At 42.2% G+C, this 18197-nt stretch carries 15 protein-coding genes, 1 tRNA gene and 1 pseudogene; 14 read left to right on the top strand and 3 right to left on the bottom strand.

Annotated features, from left to right (window positions below; translation table 11 throughout):
• From CHB62_RS13230 to CHB62_RS13190, 8 genes and pseudogenes are all read left to right on the top strand, one after another.
• Positions 1-165, top strand: a 165-nt coding sequence (locus CHB62_RS13230; protein ID WP_254919389.1) for a transposase, incomplete at its 5' end; no start/stop codon positions are given.
• A gap of 253 nt (positions 166-418) precedes the next feature.
• Positions 419-583 (top strand): annotated as a pseudogene (locus CHB62_RS15545) (RHS repeat-associated core domain-containing protein); the annotation flags it as partial.
• Between the two features lie 723 nt (positions 584-1306).
• Positions 1307-2182 (top strand): RHS repeat-associated core domain-containing protein, encoded by an 876-nt coding sequence (locus CHB62_RS13215; RefSeq protein WP_089367199.1) that lies wholly within the window; start codon positions 1307-1309, stop codon positions 2180-2182.
• The gene (locus tag CHB62_RS13210) at positions 2170-2817 is read left to right on the top strand and encodes an Imm44 family immunity protein (RefSeq protein ID WP_089367198.1); all 648 of its coding nucleotides are present in this window, start codon (positions 2170-2172) and stop codon (positions 2815-2817) included. Before CHB62_RS13215 ends, CHB62_RS13210 begins: the two co-directional genes overlap by 13 nt.
• A gap of 43 nt (positions 2818-2860) precedes the next feature.
• Complete coding sequence (locus CHB62_RS13205; protein WP_497023420.1) at positions 2861-5197, top strand: RHS repeat-associated core domain-containing protein; 2337 nt, start codon at positions 2861-2863, stop codon at positions 5195-5197.
• A complete protein-coding gene (locus CHB62_RS13200; protein WP_089367196.1) occupies positions 5197-6039 on the top strand; it encodes a hypothetical protein in 843 nt (280 codons plus the stop codon). The genes CHB62_RS13205 and CHB62_RS13200 overlap by 1 nt, the downstream gene beginning before the upstream one ends.
• A gap of 132 nt (positions 6040-6171) precedes the next feature.
• A complete protein-coding gene (locus CHB62_RS14725) occupies positions 6172-8265 on the top strand; it encodes an RHS repeat-associated core domain-containing protein (RefSeq protein WP_141240436.1) in 2094 nt (697 codons plus the stop codon).
• A 3-nt stretch (positions 8266-8268) separates the two neighbouring features.
• Positions 8269-8865 (top strand): imm11 family protein, encoded by a 597-nt coding sequence (locus CHB62_RS13190; protein ID WP_240616318.1) that lies wholly within the window; start codon positions 8269-8271, stop codon positions 8863-8865.
• A gap of 189 nt (positions 8866-9054) precedes the next feature.
• Here CHB62_RS13190 and CHB62_RS15430 read toward each other — a convergent pair whose 3' ends face one another.
• Positions 9055-9426 (bottom strand): hypothetical protein, encoded by a 372-nt coding sequence (locus tag CHB62_RS15430; RefSeq protein WP_089367195.1) that lies wholly within the window; start codon positions 9424-9426, stop codon positions 9055-9057.
• On the opposite strand from CHB62_RS15430, the gene CHB62_RS15425 reads away from it, so the two are divergent.
• The 3 genes from CHB62_RS15425 (at position 9370) to CHB62_RS13170 (ending at position 12201) form a co-directional block, all read left to right on the top strand.
• Positions 9370-9795: an RHS repeat-associated core domain-containing protein gene (locus CHB62_RS15425; protein ID WP_368073630.1), complete on the top strand. Its 426-nt coding sequence runs from the start codon at positions 9370-9372 to the stop codon at positions 9793-9795. The two genes, CHB62_RS15430 and CHB62_RS15425, sit on opposite strands and share 57 nt — an antisense overlap.
• A 171-nt stretch (positions 9796-9966) precedes the next feature.
• Positions 9967-10527, top strand: coding sequence for an imm11 family protein (locus tag CHB62_RS13175; RefSeq protein ID WP_089367193.1), 561 nt, complete (start codon positions 9967-9969; stop codon positions 10525-10527).
• Between the two features lie 522 nt (positions 10528-11049).
• Positions 11050-12201: a glycoside hydrolase family 43 protein gene (locus tag CHB62_RS13170; protein WP_089367192.1), complete on the top strand. Its 1152-nt coding sequence runs from the start codon at positions 11050-11052 to the stop codon at positions 12199-12201.
• Between the two features lie 190 nt (positions 12202-12391).
• On the opposite strand, the gene CHB62_RS13165 is transcribed toward CHB62_RS13170, so the two are convergent.
• Both CHB62_RS13165 and CHB62_RS13160 read right to left on the bottom strand, forming a co-directional pair.
• Positions 12392-13495, bottom strand: a complete 1104-nt coding sequence (locus CHB62_RS13165; protein ID WP_089367191.1) for an Mrp/NBP35 family ATP-binding protein — start codon at positions 13493-13495, stop codon at positions 12392-12394.
• Between the two features lie 135 nt (positions 13496-13630).
• Positions 13631-14008, bottom strand: a complete 378-nt coding sequence (locus CHB62_RS13160; RefSeq protein ID WP_089367190.1) for a hypothetical protein — start codon at positions 14006-14008, stop codon at positions 13631-13633.
• Between the two features lie 1438 nt (positions 14009-15446).
• Here CHB62_RS13160 and CHB62_RS13145 point away from each other — a divergent pair.
• The 3 genes from CHB62_RS13145 to CHB62_RS13135 all read left to right on the top strand — a co-directional run bounded on the left by CHB62_RS13145 (position 15447) and on the right by CHB62_RS13135 (position 17972).
• A complete protein-coding gene (locus CHB62_RS13145) occupies positions 15447-15953 on the top strand; it encodes a pyridoxamine 5'-phosphate oxidase family protein (protein ID WP_089367188.1) in 507 nt (168 codons plus the stop codon).
• Between the two features lie 94 nt (positions 15954-16047).
• A complete protein-coding gene (locus tag CHB62_RS13140; protein ID WP_089367187.1) occupies positions 16048-17274 on the top strand; it encodes a BaiN/RdsA family NAD(P)/FAD-dependent oxidoreductase in 1227 nt (408 codons plus the stop codon).
• A gap of 613 nt (positions 17275-17887) precedes the next feature.
• A tRNA-Ser gene (locus CHB62_RS13135) sits at positions 17888-17972 on the top strand.
• Positions 17973-18197: the final 225 nt, after the last annotated feature.

The following is an 18197-nucleotide window of genomic DNA, read 5'->3' as shown; positions in this document are numbered from 1 at the left end:
AAGACATACATATTAGCATGGTACGACCATTGTATAACAAATGGAACAATTGAAGGCATTAACAATAAAATAAAGGTTCTGAAAAGACAGATATACGGATTCAGAAATGAGGAATACTTCACATTAAGACTATATGCATTGCATGATAGGCATCTACGCATTTAACGGAAGAACCATAAAATATATGGTTCTACTGTAATTAGTGTGAGTTAACATATGTCTAGACCACCATAGAAGAATAGAATCGCTATCCGATAGCGTTCGGCAGTACCATATCCTCTGCCGATGGTCTTGATTTCTTCATACTGACTACAAAGATACGAATTTCGTGCCGCTTAATGCGGGATACGGCATGTTAATTCACACTAAATCCCGCAGAACCAAATATATAAAAGAAAATTTCCATAAAAGGTAATAAAAGTACGAAGATGCCGAGACTGGACTGTATTATAATCGTTTCCGTTACTACGATCCGAATGTAGGGAGTTATATCAGCCAAGACCCGATAGGGTTGGCAGGTGACAACCCCACTTTGTATGGGTATGTTTCAGATAGCAATATTAATATAGATATTTTAGGGTTAACTGATTTTTATATCACTCCAAGTGGAAAGGCCATCCCTGCAACAGGATATAGGTATGTATCGAAAGAAGCACCATATCTTGATGAGTTGAAATCAACAAAAACTATACCGGCTAATTCTAACGGGACGTATTTTTCCTTTGACAATTTCGACACTCCTAACCCTAAAGCATTACAGGTTCCACATGATGCATCGGTGAAAGCTAGTTTCGATACGTTACAAATAGTAGATGATGTTGAAATTCCTAAGGGAAAATGGGGAAAGGCAGATTATTTAGAACCAATAACGAAGGATTTCCCTGAATTTGGTAAAGGAGGTGCAACACAAGCAATTACTCATAAAGAAATAAAAGTAGATAAAATTGAACATTTAGATTTACATTAATTATGATACCCTACGCTACAAGTAATGACATTGCAAGATGCAAACGTGTCATAGAACGTCAATTAAGAAAACATTCTATTGTTGTGGATTCAAAAGAACTAGATAAATTGACAATTGAAATCATGGACTTAGCGTATGCAAAAGGTGGTAGCTATTCGGATAAGACAATAGAACAATTCGCAAAGGTGTATATAGCTAATTTTCGATTATAGTTAGAGATAAACGGTTTCGCGTTGCGGCATTGTCGCCCCGATTGATAAGGAGCGGCTCGAAACAGAGCTTGGCATCACTTTCCGCGCCTACGGCACAGGCTGGCGTTACAACTAGCAAAGTGACGGCATGCTCGCCCGCGTCGTGCGTCCCGACGGAAAGGAAGTGTCGTTCGCCTACGACGCCCTCGGCCGTCGCATCCGAAAATCTTTTGCAGGAACGACCACCCATTTAGTTTGGGACGGCAACGTGCCGCTGCACGAATGGACGGAGACGGCCGAATCGGAAGAAAGCGTAATTACTTGGCTCTTCGAGCAAGACACGTTCGTGCCTGCCGCCAAGCTGGTTGCCAACGGTGATTGTTTCTCCATCGTGTCCGACTACCTCGGCACGCCCCTGCAAGCCTACGATAAAAAGGGGAACAAGGTGTGGGAACAAGAGCTGGACATCTACGGGCGACAGCGGAAACGCCCGTCTGCGTTCATTCCATTCAAGTACCAAGGTCAGTATGAAGATGCGGAAACAGGATTGTATTATAACAGGTTCAGGTATTACGACCCGAATGGGGGAAGTTACATCAGTCAAGACCCGATAGGGTTGGCAGGTGGCAATCCTACGTTGTACGCATACGTGTCGGACGTAAACTGTTGGAATGATGTTCTAGGGTTGACTGCCGAAGTATACAAATTAGTGGCAAAGAAGGATGGTTATTATGATGTGTATGAATGGGGGAATGATAAGCCCGTGGGCAAAACATATTTAAAGAAAGGAGATACTTGGAAAATAGGGGAAACAACGAATTTCAGAACAAGAAAAGATGGAACTGAAATTCAAAATAGATATACTCAAAAATGGCTGAGACAAAACAATTTAGAATATAAGCGTTTACAGTATTCCCCCAATAAATCGGCAAAAACGTCATTCCAAAATTTTGAAACAAGCCGTATAGAGAAGTTTGAAAAGCAGTTTGGTAAAAAGCCAGCAGGTAATAAATGCTATCATTAAAAATTATGAACAGAGTAAGTATTCAAATTGATTCACCTAGCTATGTAAAGGTTAGTGAAATAGGCAATGAACTTGTTGCATTTTCATTAACAATAGAAAGGAAATATCCTCAAATAGATTTTGAGTTCGCTTTTTGTTTCAGAGCGTTGTACACCACACGCGGCATCCGGTCAAAGGTCCGGTTTGAGAAGGATTGCAATTATCTTGGTATGGATTTGATAATGTCCGAAGAAGAATTTAATCCTTATAAGAATAACGTTTCTATGCAACGGCGGATTATGGGTAAGCATTTCTTCCCATTTTTTGCAGAGAACATAAAGAAATACAGAAACAAGTTGCCCGTTCTCAAACCCATTGAAAAAGACTTGGTGGAGGACATGCGCCTATTTCTCATTGAAAACCTTTGGCTACCTGACGATAGTGGCAGTTTTAAGTTGGCGGTTATAGAAAATGTTTCTTACGATCGTGCAATGGCTTTGTTCGGAAAGCCAAGACAAAAAAAATTCACGGATACTGATAATGGTAAAATACAGGACATATTGTGGGAAGTGGACGAACAGACACAGCTATCAGCCCGATATAGGCTGATAGATAAAGTCTGGACGCTAGAAAGCTACAATATTGCAGAAGGGTAAATCGGGATTTGGAAATAGTTGACTAACGGGGCGCACCTTCACGCTGGCGTACGACGAGCGGCACGAACTGATACGGCTCACCTTCCCCGACGGGCTGCACCGCGATTGGCGGTACGACGGCCGCGGCCGCATGGTGTGGGCGCGCGACGTGCTTGGGAACGTGACGGCCTACGCCTACGACGACGCCGACAACCTGATACACATTGAGGAAGCGGACGGCAACGTGCACAACCTCGTGTACGACGCCTCGGGTAACCTCGTCAAGGCGTCGGACCTGCTGCACGACGTGGAGTTCGACTACGGCCCGCTGGGCACGCTCACGGGCAGGCGGCAGTTCGGCCGCCACGTGCGTTTCGGCTACGACAGCGAACTGCAGTTGCGCGAGATTATCAACGAGGGCGGTGAATGCTATTCCTTCCGTCTTGACGGACTCGGTCGTGTCGTGGAGGAGACTGGCTTTGACGGCCTGCAGCGAAAGTACCTTCGTGATGGTGCTGGCAGGGTGATACGGGTTGTACGTCCCGAGGGAAGACAGACAGAATATGAGTATGATGGTGTGGGCAATATTCTGCAGGAAACACAGCATGATGGTCGAACAAGCCGCTTTGCTTATGACGGGGACGGACAGCTGCTGCGTGCTGAGAACAAGGAGATGAAAGTAGCCTTCAAGCATGACCTTGGGGGACGGATAGTGAAGGAGACGCAGGGCGGGCACTGCATCATGCGCAAGTATGACCGTACAGGACGCCATGTGCACACCGAGAGCAGTCTTGGTGCAAGTATTGACTATTCCCACGACAAGGATGGCAACCTCAGTGAGATGAACAGCGGAGGATGGTCAGCCAGATGGCAGCGTGACAGGGTAGGACTGGAGACGGAGCGTGAACTTACAGGCGGAGTGCATGTAAAGACACATCATGACAGCCTTGGACGTGAGACCTACAAGTCAGTGGGCGCACGCAATGTCGAGCAGTTCCGCCGCAGCTACACCTGGGGCATCGGCAACCGTCTTCATGCAACCGAGGACGGTCTTACGGGGCGCCGGGTACGCTATGACTATGATGAGTTCGACAATCTCCTTTCTGCAGAGTACAAGCAGGGGAATGACGTTGAGCGCATCTACCGTATTCCTGACCGTATCGGCAATCTCTTTGAGACACGTGAGAAGGATGACCGTAAGTACGGTGCGGGCAGCCGTCTGACGGAAGACCGTGACTACTTCTATCACTATGACTGCGAGGGCAACCTGGTGTTCAAGGAGTTCAGGACGCTGGACTGGGCCGGTGTGTCCGTTCCGCTTGGCGGACAGAAGGCGCACCTGGAGGAGGAGCTCGGCATAACCTTCCGTGCCTTTGGCGCAGGCTGGCGTTATGACTGGCAGAGTGATGGTATGCTGTCGAGGGTTGTTCGCCCCGACAGCAAGGAAGTGTCATTCGCATACGATGCGCTGGGCAGGCGGACCGAGAAGACTTATGAGGGCGTCGCTACTCATTTCGTGTGGAACGGCAATGTACCGCTGCACGAGTGGCAGGAAGTTGCAGCTGATGCCGGAAAGGCAGATGTCACCACCTGGCTTTTCGAGCAGAACACATTCATTCCTGCTGCCAAGCTCGCAGCCAACGGCGAGAGTTTCTCCATCGTGTCTGACTACCTCGGTACTCCCCTGCAGGCATTTGACAATAACGGCAACAAGGTTTGGGAGCAGGAGCTTGACATCTTCGGCAGAAAGAGAAGAAAGAACAACAATAATTCCTCCTTCATTCCGTTTAAGTATCAGGGGCAATATGAGGATGTTGAGACGGGGCTGTATTACAACCGCTTCCGCTATTATGAGCCGAATACAGGAACCTATATCAGCCAGGATCCGATAGGGTTGGTGGGCGGAAACCCGACACTATATGCGTATGTCGGAAGTCCTAACAACTGGTATGATATATTTGGCTTACGACCATTCGGACATGCTGTGGGAGATATTGGTGAGAAAGCTGTAATTAATGACCTTAAAAAGAACAATTATGAAATTATAGACGTAAAATACGGCTCTAACAATGGCATTGATGTGCTTGCCAAGAATCCAAGTACAGGAAAATATGATGCCTTTGAGGTAAAATCCTCTACGGTAGGAAAATTCAATCTTTCTGAAGCTCAGATGGATCCTGACAACTTTGTAAGGACACGATTGGAAAGAGCTGAATCACATGGTATGATTACCGAAGATGCTCGAATAGATATTATGTCTAACTTGGGAGAAAGAAAGGTTGCTTATGTGGATATAAAACGAAGAGATAATGGGGCTCTGTATGCTGAATCAATCCATTATGAGAGTTGGGATGCAGAGGCAAAAAGAATAGAAAAACTAAAAAAAGGAGGACATCATTAATGAAAAAGAAAGTATTTGACCGACTTGTTGAGCGTGAACTTAAAAAGTTCAAGAATTATGTTATGAGTGACTTCATGACAAAGTTTATTATGGATATGTCCATAGATTACGATAACTATATCAGACATGATACTGCATCTGGGAATTACTTTGGCATGCACTTCTACCCTTTCTGGCATAATCCCAACCAAGAGGACTTTACTGGCATTATCGATTCCTTTATGCTGGAATACATGGTTTGCACAATGTACACCCATGACCCAGAAAAGAAGTTTCGCTATATGTTGGTAGGTGCATCTTCTCTCTTTTTAGGAATCCTTATGTTCGGTGAAGAAAGAGAGAGGGATATCATGTTCCATTCCATGATTAGCTTGATAAAGGGTGACATTGATAGAGGTTATTCTAATAATTATCAGGACACGACACACCAAGAAGCGTTCTTGTTATATGACATCTATACTGGTGGCAAGAACCACGACTTGTGGACTCCATACATCACCAAGCCGCTGACACCACTTTATCAGGATTGCATGGACAACATCCTTTCTGACGATGAAGAGAAGGTTAAGACTCTGCTGTCGGACATGCTGGAATACCATGTCAAACAATCCAACAACGACAACTTCGTAAGGAGCGAGTTTACTTTCGCTTCACAGCGAGTTTTCCCCACAGAGATCCTTGCTCTCATCCATTACCGTCACACGCAGGGGAAGTCCATCGACTTCATTGACGACAAGATTCTGAGCGTATTCGTTCCCTACATAAAAGCTGGTATTTTTCGTCCCTCACCTGCTGTAGAAAAGGCAAGAAATGACATGTATGTCCTTCTTGGAATCAAATAAAACATAAAACTCATGCGTGCATAATGGCTCTGCACGACTCTGAGACACAGGCATGCTGACGGGAATAGTACAGAATGGCAGCGTGACCAGCTCGGCCGTGTTACTCGCTACGCAACTCCTGGGCAGAGCGTGATGCGCATCTCCTACGATGCCTACGACCTGCCTATTGAAGTTACCAGTGGCAATGAAGTGTGGACTATGGAGTACACTCCTATGGGTAACCTGCGCCGTCAGACACGTCGGACGAGTAGTATGCGCATGGTCAGTGCGCTGAACTATGAGTATGATTCCTATGACCAACTGAAGTTTGTCGAGAACGAACACGGTGAACGATACTTCTTTGAACGTGACCTTAATGGTGAGGTGATTTGTGAAAGGGGCTTCGACGGAGCGGAACGCCATTATATCCGTGACCTTGACGGCACGGTGATTACTACACAGCTGCCTGATGGTACGGCTGTGCATCATCAGCATGACCAGGCCGGACGACTTACCTATAACAAGTACACCGATGGTAGTTGGGAGGCTTGGGAGTACGATAAGGTAGGACGGCTCACCAAAGCGTACAACAGAGACAGCGTGACGGAGTTCGTGCGTAATGCTTGGGGGCAGGTCATAAAGGAAACGCAGGACGGGCGTACAGTGGAGCATAAGTATGATGAGCGTTCCCAACTTTCAAATATCGTCAGTGCATTAGGAGGAATTATTACCTACGGATATGATGCAAAAGGCTCTGTCAACCACATATCAGCTGGCATGTCAGGGCGGAAGAAGCCTTGGGAGGCGGATATAGCATACGACCGATTCGGGCGTGAAACATCACGTATGATGCCTGGCTGTGTAGAGAATACTATGCACTATGACAGCATTGGCCGCCCTGCACATCAGCGTGTCCGTCATAATGGCCGGACGCTGCTTGACAAGTCATATACTTGGGGTGATAATCTTCGTCTTTTACGAACGTTTGACACAATAAACGGTAGAAGTGTCCGTTACGATTATGACGCCTTCGGCTCTCTGTCAGGGGCTGTGTATGGTGACGATAGTCGTCAGTGGCGTAACCCAGATGCAATGGGTAATGTGTATGATAGTCCCGACCGTACGGACAGGAGTTATGGTCGTGGTGGACAGCTGCGTGAGGACAAGAAGTGGCGGTATTATTATGACAGCCATGGCAACCTTGTTCTGAAGACCATGCGCAGGTCGGGACCATCCCTTGAAACTGGAATGCGGGATGAGTTCCTTGCTTGGCAGAGTGGTGACTATGCCTATACGTGGCAGGGCAATGGTATGCTTAGGAGTGTAACACGCCCTGACGGCAAAACCGTAACGTTCAGGTATGATGCTTTAGGCAGACGCATTGAGAAGGTCTTTGACGGACGTGTATACCGCTACCTCTGGGATGGTGATGTCATCCTGCATGAGTGGGAGTATGCCGAGGCTGACCGTCCGAACACGATTGTTACCGAGACTGGCGAGGTTACACTTGACAGGCCAGAACCAGTTGAGAATCTCATCACGTGGGTTTACGACAGTGACAGCTACGTCCCTACAGCCAAGATTGTTGGTGACAAGCATTACAGCATAATCAGCGACTACATTGGTCGTCCCGTCCAGGCATACGATGATAATGGTAATATCGTCTGGCAGGCAGACTATGACATCTACGGTAACGTCCGCAACCTCCACGGCAGCAGGCAGTTCATCCCCTTCCGCCAGTTAGGTCAGTACGAGGACGAGGAGACAGGGCTATATTACAACAGATTCAGGTATTATGACCCAAAGATTGGTAATTACATCAGCCAAGACCCAATAAGGTTAGCGGGAAATAACCCGACGCTGTATGGGTATGTGGAGGATTGTAACAAATTTATTGATTTATTTGGGTTAAAAGGGGATTATTATCAAATACCCCAAATGCTAGGACACCAGAAACATCACATCATTCCTCAATCTACAAAACATCCATTGTTGGACAGATTAGGGTTCGATGTTCACCAAAATAAAAATATTATACAATTACCAACTAATCCATCAATAGACGCAACGCGAACTATCCACAAAGGGAGGCATAATTCTGCTTATGATCGTATGATTTTAAATAGACTTGATGCTATAGAGTCTTTAAATGCTAGTGACCATATAAAAAAGTTGCATTTGGATGATATGATGGAGAATATTGGTGATGATTTGAGAAATAAACGAATAAAATTAAATTGCAATTAACTTATGAATGGATATATTTTAACAACAACAAAGAATACATATGGCTGGGTTGAATATGATAATGACATTTCTTTAGATTACAAAGAATTTCTCAAAGGGGAACGTCTACTATACAAAGACCTGCCATTGTTTTATAATATTCCCAAAAGTTCAAACTTAAAAAAGATAAGGTCTGCAGTGTTGTTGGAATCAACTGGTCCCGAACTAGTTTGCAGACAATTTAAAGAAATATTAGAAACACAAGTGCGGGACATCCAATTTTTTGATGTGGACTTATTTTGTGGCAATGAAAAAATTGATGGCTTTTACGCCATAAATGTGCTACACCTCATAAAATGTATTGATTTGGAGAACAGCGAATTTCGCCTAATGAATTTTGACAGAGATAATCCAGATTATATGTTTTATTATATGAAACTTAGAAAGAACCTCTTTGACAATAACAAAGCTGATATTGTACGTTGTGAAGAGATGCACAGAAGCATTGTTGTAAGTGAGAAAATTAAGGCTGCATTATTTGCAGCTGGACTAAAGGGACTACAGTTTAGTGACAGTATAGATATGACACCAAAAGAAAGGACTATCTATGAAAAAATATAGTAGAAACCTGCTATACACAAAGTCCAGTTCTTATTAAAATCTCCTCCATAATCTTACAGGAGGGGAATATATTTACAGTGTTCTCCAACGCTTTATCCTGATATCAGAAGTATTTGTGATGAAGAAGAATTGATATTGAGCTGTATCGTATGCACTAATAAAAAGAGTTATCATACTTAGGTGTAAACCTTAGGCAGACGCATTGAGAGGGTCTTTGACGGACGAGTATATCGCTACCTCTGGGATGGTGATGTCATCCTGCACGAGTGGGGCTATGCCGAGGCTGACCGTCCAAACACGATTGTTACCGAGACTGGCGAGATCACACTCGACAGACCAGAACCAGTTGAGAACCTCATCACGTGGGTTTACGACAGTGACAGTTACGTCCCTACAGCCAAGATAGTTGGTGAAAGGCATTACAGCATCATCAGTGACTACATCGGCCGTCCTGTCCAGACATACGATGATAAAGGTAATGTTGTCTGGTAGGCAGACTATGACATCTATGGTAATCTCCGTAACCTCCACAGCAGCAGGCAGTTCATTCCTTTCCGACAATTGGGTTTGTACGAGGACGATGAGACTCGCCTCTACTACAACCGCTTCCGCTATTACGACCCAAGGATAGGTAATTACATCAGTCAAGACCCGATAAGGTTAGGAGGAGGTATGTCACTTTATGCATATGTCCACGATACTAACAGTTGGATAGATTTGTTAGGGCTAAGTGGAATGCCTAAAGGTGGGTGGAACTATGTTAATATGCCAAAGTTAGATGGCTATCAATTACATCACGTCATACCTAAATCGATGGCAGAACACCCCGCCATAAAAGCAGCTGGTTTTGACGTTAATAAACCAAGTAATTTGATTTATTTGCCGATAGAAGATGGAAGCCATACAACAAGAAGTATTCATAATGGATAGAATAAAGCACATGCCAATTATAATGCCGACATCAAGCAAAAGTTAAATGATATTGTTGAATTCAGAAATGCTAAGCGCTGGGGTAGGCAACAGAATTTAGATGCAATAGAAAGTCTAAGAGAAGATACAAGGTTAGGTTTACGAGAAGGTGAAATTAAATGTTATTAAATTATGTATTATCAGTTAAACGAGTTTTATAAACGGGATATATATCTTCAATATGCAGAAGAAAATAGTATCCAATATAATGCCTTTGAAAAAGGAGAACGTATAGAAATAAAAAGTGATATTTTCTATAAAGTTGACAAGATAGATGATTATTTGAATAACTATGATGTCTTGCCAACATATGGGACACCGTTAGTAAGTTCAAAGTTCGTAAAGTTGTTCAAAGGATATGAGGAAGATGTTCAATTTTTAAGAGTAAATATAAAAGATATGGATGGAAACACAAACAGGAATTTTTACATTCCAAATATTCTTAAGATAGTTCCTTGTTTAGATGAGGTCAGATCGGTCATTGAAACTAAAAGATATGGTTCTGCTGTTATAAAGATAATAAAACAATTATATATCGTCCCGAATTCAATTCATAACTCTTTGATGGTAAGAATGAAAGAAAAGATCTCCTACATTATTGTTACAGAACAATTTAGAAAACTTTGTGAATCTGCTAATTTAAAAGGAATAAACCTTATAGAAGAAGGTTCTTCAGTTTATACAAAGATCTAAAAGATAGCAGCGAAATAGAACTACCAGCAAATGATGTATGAACTACTTGAACATGAGGAGTTTAATAAATACATATACACAATATGTAAATAAAATTATGGAAAGAGTTCAAAGAATTCTCAAGGCTATATCAGAGTCAGAAGACTGTTTGTTGTCAAAGAGAGAACATCTTTGCTGGTTTCTTTGATAATTATAAGACATTTGAATTATGGTTAATGAATAATATAGAGAATTATCCTGATAATGAGGATATTTTTCCTTTACCTGCTCAATATCGTTAAAGGATATTCTCTAATCAACTTATAATCTTCAAAACAAGATAGACTATTAGTTGGTTACATCATTTTTTGCTGGACCACTTTGTCGATATGGCTGTACAGGGGTATGGCTGGATATCATAGTGAGTACTATCGTAGATAAGACTTAACGCCACACACATTTGTTGACAGAAACACTTTACATTCTTTGTATATTCACTATCTTTGCAAAGGGAAAGGAATTTACAACAAACAACTCAGAAGAATGAAAAGAATACTGTTATTACTGATGGTCATGATTCCCATACTGACTATTCATGCACAAGCACCGATGGCGGGTGGTGAGTGGAAGGATAATACGGGTAGACATATCAATGCACATGGCGGATGTATCATCAACTATAAAGGAACTTACTGCTGGTATGGTGAGAATCGTTCGTCAGGAAACACACTGTATAGTTCAAAGGGCGTCAGTTGCTATACATCGAAAGACCTACAGAACTGGACGAACAAAGGAGTAGTGCTACCTGTGAGCAATGACACATGCAGCGACATCCAAGAAGGCTGTATCATTGAACGACCGAAGGTGGTATATAACAAGAAAACAAAGGAGTTTGTAATGTGGTTCCACTTGGAACTGAGAGGGATGGGCTATAAGAGTGCCCGTGCAGGAGTAGCCGTCAGCGACACACCGCTTGGTCCGTTCCGTTTCGTACGCTCGGGCCGTATCAATGCAGGAATCTTGCCGAAAGATTTCATAGAGGCAGATACAACAGAGCTACGGCAGAGACTCAGTGAACCAGCGTTTAACACTTGGTGGACATCGCCTTGGTATAGACAGATAGAGCGTGGAATGTTTATGGTACGTGATTTACAAGGAGGTCAGATGGCTCGTGACATGACAATCTTTATTGACGACGACGGTAAGGCGTATCATATCTATGCGTCAGAAGACAATCTCACCCTACATATTGCAGAGCTCACGGATGACTATTTAAGACATACAGGCCTGTATGTGCGCGTTGCTATGGGCGAGCAGAATGAAGCACCGACAATCTTTAAGAAAGACGGTGTCTACTGGATGATAACAAGTGGATGTACAGGGTGGGCACCGAACGCAGCTCGACTGTTCCGTGCTAAGAATATTATGGGACCATGGGAACGGCTGTCTAATCCCTGCCGTGGTGATGGTGCGAATAAGACTTTCGGTGCACAAGGCGCCTATATCTTTAAGATTAGAAAAACAAAAGAGAAGAAGATGTTTGATGGTGCAGACTATGTGTTTATGGCCGATATGTGGCGCCCAAAGAAGATTACTGACAGTAGGTATCTATGGATACCGATTCGCTTTGAAGACGGAAAGCCTACCCTAAGAGCAAATTTGCTTAACACTTATCAGTCTTCAAAATCAAATTAGTCATTTGAGCAAGAAAGAGTTACTGACCAAGCTTCGCTTTTTATCAGTTCTTAATATCGTCTATTGTTCCACATCTAAGGATTTGGAAGAAGCTACCACTGGGTGTACTAAAAGAGAAATAGAGATATACACATTACCCGTATATCTCTATTTCTCTTTATGGATGAACATGCAGATACGGTTTATACGCTTACCCGTTCTTTACCTCAACAATCTTTGTTGGAGCCTGTTCTTTATTACGACGATTGACAACCGTCACCACACTCTGGGCAAGGCTGAGGAAAGCCTGACCAGTGATAGTGTCTATCTGTGTTGCCGCAGGAGTACCCTTATCGCCATTCTCACAAATGCTCTGTACGATTGGAATCTGAGCAAGCAACGGACAACCAAGTTCTTTGGCTAAGTTCTTGCAACCATCCTTACCAAAGATATAGTACTTGTTCTCTGGAAGCTCAGCTGGAGTAAACCATGCCATATTCTCAACTAATCCGAGGATAGGGATATTCACTTTGTCGTTGCGATACATATCAATACCCTTACGAGCATCAGCTAAGGCTACATTCTGAGGAGTTGAGACAATCACAGCACCTGTAATAGCAAGTGTTTGCATGAGTGTCAGATGAATGTCACTGGTTCCTGGTGGTGTATCGAGGATAAAGTAATCAAGGTCGCCCCAGTCGGCATCGGCAATGAGTTGCTTGAGAGCAGAGGTAGCCATACTACCACGCCAAAGGGTGGCAGTGTCTGGATTGACAAAGAAACCGATAGAGAGGAGTTTCACACCATACTTCTCGACAGGTTCTATGAGTTGTCGACCATCCTTCTCGACACCGTAAGGACGCTCGTTCTCAACACCAAACATCTTTGGCATACTCGGTCCGAAGATATCAGTATCGAGCAGACCAACCTTATATCCAAGAAGTGCCAAGGCAATAGCGAGGTTAGCTGAGACAGTGCTCTTCCCTACTCCACCCTTTCCAGAACTTACAGCAATGATGTTCTTCACCTGAGGTAACAACTTACCTACCTCTGGGCGTGGCGCATTCTTGAATTCTGTTGTTATGGTTACTTCTACTTCCTTACCAACAGAATAGTGAATCTGAGCCTCAGCAGCCTTAATAGTAGACTTAAGGAAAGGGTCGGTCTCTCGAGGGAAGATAAGCGTAAAGCTTACTTTGTTGCCATTGATACTGGGTGTATCGGCCAGCATCTCACTCTCAATAATATTCTTTTTTGTTCCTGGATAGATAACCTTTTCCAGTGCGTCTGTAATGAGTTTGGGATATAATGTCATTGTATTCTTATTTTTATATATTAGGATGGAACCACACAATGGGTTTCTCTTATCCTTCATCCCTCATCCTCTTAGATAAGGAACATATTCTATATTTCATTTACCAAAAATAATGCCAAGAAATAAATGGTCACATTAGTTACGCTTATTCTGCGTATTCTCCCATTCCTCCCACTCCTTAGCAACAACCTTCCAGTCGGTCATCTCGCCCGCCTCAATAGCCTCTTGCTCACGTACAGCCTCATCTCGTGCCTTATCCCGTGCACGCTTTGCCTTCATATCAGCAATTGTAGCATCGTCAAGAATCTGTATTGCTCCACGACGAATAGCCTCCTGCAACTCTTCTTCGCCGAAAGCTTTGCCAGGCTCGTTGAAGTCAGCAATATTAAACTCGTAGATAGTACGAAGATCATGACGTACAAGTTTCTGCTTTGCTCGATTGCCCGCATTCTTTAATCGGAGGAGCTTTGCTATTTCTTTTATCTCGTCTTGTGCGAATTTATTTCGTCCCATGCTTTGATACTATTTCGAACACCATTAGTGCCTTTCTTGTCTGCGAAGTTAGTAACAAAATCCCAATACTGCAAATTTTCATAAAGAATACATTGTGTCACACATGATAAAATGGAGGTTAATACTCCTATAAACATTGTTCATAAATCAAGACTAAGAGAAAACAGGAACAATTTTATCATCAATACAACCTGTAATGGTCGTTAGTACTTCAAATAAAATAGGAGAAAGAGGATGATTGTTCTCAATTCAATAATGATATAGACTGTCATAATTCAATCTACTAATTGGAGAATTTTTATAGAGCAACAATTGGAGAACATAATAGGGAAAATAGGACTCTTTCGTTAAATGCGTAGATACTTTTCGTACAGCTTTAACAGAAGACCCAAAATGGTTCATCAAACAAAAACATGGGCAAGGCAGTCAACTGTCCATTCTATCATCACCCTCCTATGCAAAACAACCTTTTCATTTTAATACGTTCAAAATACAGACAAGAGTTTGAAAAGTCATTACATAATTTCAGACATATCATCTGCAAATATAAAAAACAAATGCAAAAATGTAAGTTTATAACCAGCAGCCAATCAACTGGTTATCATGTCATTCTTAAAAGGTGCTTAATTGGACTTCAAAAGGGCGTTAGTAACACGCTAAAAGAGCATCTATTGCACGGTAATCAGGCGTCTTTTAGAAGCCAGAAGAGTATGTGTCAGTTTTGAACTGCGTAAAAATATTTACAGACACCGATGTTATGGTAATAAATTGTATGTAAAGGCAGAAAGACATGCTCATGAACAGACACGGCATCAATTTGCCTTTTCTGCATCTTATCTTGTAGTTTATCTTCCGATGTAAGACCATATGATTTTGGACAGGCATACCTTGCAAGTGCATAAGCCTTTATTCTATTTCCAATCTACGCATTTAACGGAAGAACCGAAAATAGTCGGATACAAAATGTAAAGTTTTCTGATAATTACGCCCTATTTCTTATAGTTTAACACTAAGATGCTGCATTATAATTTAATTGAATCGATAAGCCTTTTTTAACCTAATCACGATTGAAAGCAATAATCAATAAATATAACGTTTTTATAGGAGAACAAAGGGATTAAAGTACATTGAGTTAGTTGTAATAATTGTTATTCCACAAAGACATATCAGCCCTGACATTGTAATAAAAGTTAAAATAAGCGTTAAACGCAGAAAAAACTTACAGCAAAGTTTGTACGTTACCGAAAAAACGAGTACTTTTGCATCAAGTTTTTTTAGTGGTTAATTTAGTTTTAGTATTTAAACCTTGGGTGATGTGAATCAGTCAAGGTCTTTTTTATTTGGGAGTCTGATGTGAAGCTTTCTTAACATATAAGATTAATTCATAACAGACATTTCTTAATTTCAATAATCAATTATCATATTAATAATGTAGAATATGAAATATGTTAATGACCGCATACGCAGACAGGACCGCCTGATGGATGAGGAACGAGCAATAGAATTGCTGCGTGAGGGAGAATATGGTGTTTTAAGTATGGTATCAGAGAACATGGGATATGGTATTCCTGTAAACTTTGTTTGGGACGGCGACCATAGTATCTATATTCATTGTGCACCTGAAGGACAAAAGTTAGTAGCCATCGAAGAAAATCCAAAGGTTTCATTGTGTATCATTGGAAAGGTGAATTTATTACCACGTAATTTTACCACAGAGTACGAAAGTGCTATCTTCTTTGGTGAAGCTCATATCCACCTCTCTGAAGAAGAGAAGATGCATGCACTGCATCTATTGATAGATAAGTTATCACCTGATTTCAAAGAGCTTGGCGATAAATATGCTCACATGAGTTTCCATCGTGTTGAGATAATCCGCGTTGATTTCTCTGAATTCAGTGGTAAACGAAAGAAGGTGCATTCATCAGCTACAGCAACTGGAGATTAAATGATTGCTCGTAGAAGGATAATCACCACACATTAAATATATCAAAATAACAAAGGTCGATAGTTCTTTGGACCTGAGTAATAGATTTTAGCGAATGGATATAGCTATTATTGGAGGAGGAGCAGCAGGATTTATGGCAGCCATCATGGCTCGCAGAACAAACCCTTCAAGTAAGGTGACAATCTTTGAACGCGCACAAAAGGTATTGGCCAAAGTGGAGATTACTGGAGGCGGACGATGTAATGTCACCAATAGCTTCGCAGCCATTACAGACATGAAACAAGCTTATCCACGTGGCTATATGCTCATGAAACGATTGATGAAGACCTTTAGTCATGAAGATACATTTAAGTGGTTTGAGAAACATGGCGTACCATTGGTGACACAAGAAGACGAATGTGTCTTTCCGAAGGCACAAGACTCCCATGCCATTATTGATTGTTTAGTGCGCCAGGCTAATGACTTGGGTGTTACTATATGTTGTCGACACCGTTTGATGAATATCCATAAGATGGAAGATGGAAGATTAAAATTGGAGTTTGAGAATGGTGCACATCGCGTGTTTCATCGTACTATTATAACAACAGGTGGTTCACCCAATGGACGTGGCTTACACTATCTTGAGCGCCTTGGACATAAGATAGAGGCACCTATACCATCGCTCTTTACATTTAATATAAAGGACCGAGCCTTCTGTGATCTTATGGGAACTGTGGTTGACCCAGTCGTTGTGGCTATCCCTGGCACAAAACTACGTGCACAGGGTGCGTTGTTGGTGACACATTGGGGAGTAAGTGGTCCTGCTGCTTTGAAACTTTCCTCCTATGCGGCTCGTCTGCTTGCTGAAAATGATTATAAAGCACCGCTTGCAATCTGCTGGACTGGCGAACTAACACGGCAAGAAGTGGAGGAGAACCTTCTGAAGTTGCAAACTGCTAACCCACGTAAGCAGGTTGCTACCTTACATCCATTTGGCTTGCCGAGTCGTCTGTGGCTCTATATACTGAGTAAACTTGGCATAGAGGCTGTGAAACCATGGGCTGAGATTGGACGTAAAACACTAAACAGAATGATTGAAACGTTGGTCAACGATCAATACACCATTGCTGGTAAAGGTGCCTTTCGTGAAGAGTTTGTGACGTGTGGTGGTGTGAGTCTTAGCTCTGTTAATTCTAAAACACTTGAAAGTAAAGTCTGCCCAAACCTTTTCTTTGCTGGTGAGGTGTTAGACATTGATGCTATTACTGGCGGTTTTAATCTTCAAGCTGCATGGACAACAGGTTTTATAGCTGGGAAGAGTGCTTCTTCATGTGAACTATAATAATATCATCTCCACAACAACCTCCTACTGGTACAAATGAGGCAGCTGATAACATGTGGACTATAACATTTGTTCTCTACAACTACCCTACTCTAATAGTTTCTTCTAATAATCACCTACATACCCATACCTCCACCACACCGTCTTCATATCCATAATCAAACACCACACTTTATTATACCAACATTATTCACAAGAACGTATTATGCCCAAATAAATAGCCAAGCCATATCGTATCAACATCACTCCACGGGGACATATAATATTCTAACAAATCGCCTATTCATATCATGTTATCACTATTCATAGAGCCCCATTATATCCATATAAATGCGCAAGCGTAGTATGTCAACCCCTGCTCAAGAAATGCATTGTATCCGTATAAAATGCTAAAGCGTACTATATCAACATTATTCATGGAATGACATTGTACTCCCATAACACAATATAAATAGACAGGTTTTACTCCCAATTAGACTTTAGAATACCTTTCTTTGTTAAAAAGTGTTTTATTCAAAAATTTATTTACCAAACATTTTGTAGTTCAAAAAAATATCCATAACTTTGCACTCGCTTTCAACAAGGAAGCAGGTTGACTACAAAGTAACCTTCTGGAGAGATGGTAGAGTGGTCGATTACAACGGTCTTGAAAACCGTCGTACCGAGAGGTACCGGGGGTTCGAATCCCTCTCTCTCCGCTTTAGGTACTCTGAACAGACCAACAGAGAAATCCTAACAAAAACGTAAGTATCATAGCTACAAGTAGTTATGATACTTTTCTTTTATATCCATTCTTCTACTCAGAGTACGTACAGAGGGGGTAAATACGGGTCAGTCCTAAAACCCAGTTGCAAGTCTATCCTCTTAAGCACATAATTTCATAAGTATTTATTACCTTTGCATCATGAAGAATCACCAATTAT

The organism is Prevotella jejuni, assembly GCF_900187995.1.
GTDB classification, from domain to species: domain Bacteria; phylum Bacteroidota; class Bacteroidia; order Bacteroidales; family Bacteroidaceae; genus Prevotella; species Prevotella jejuni.
The sequence above is the reverse complement of the archived record's forward strand: the minus strand, read 5'-3'. Positions and strand labels throughout refer to the sequence as shown.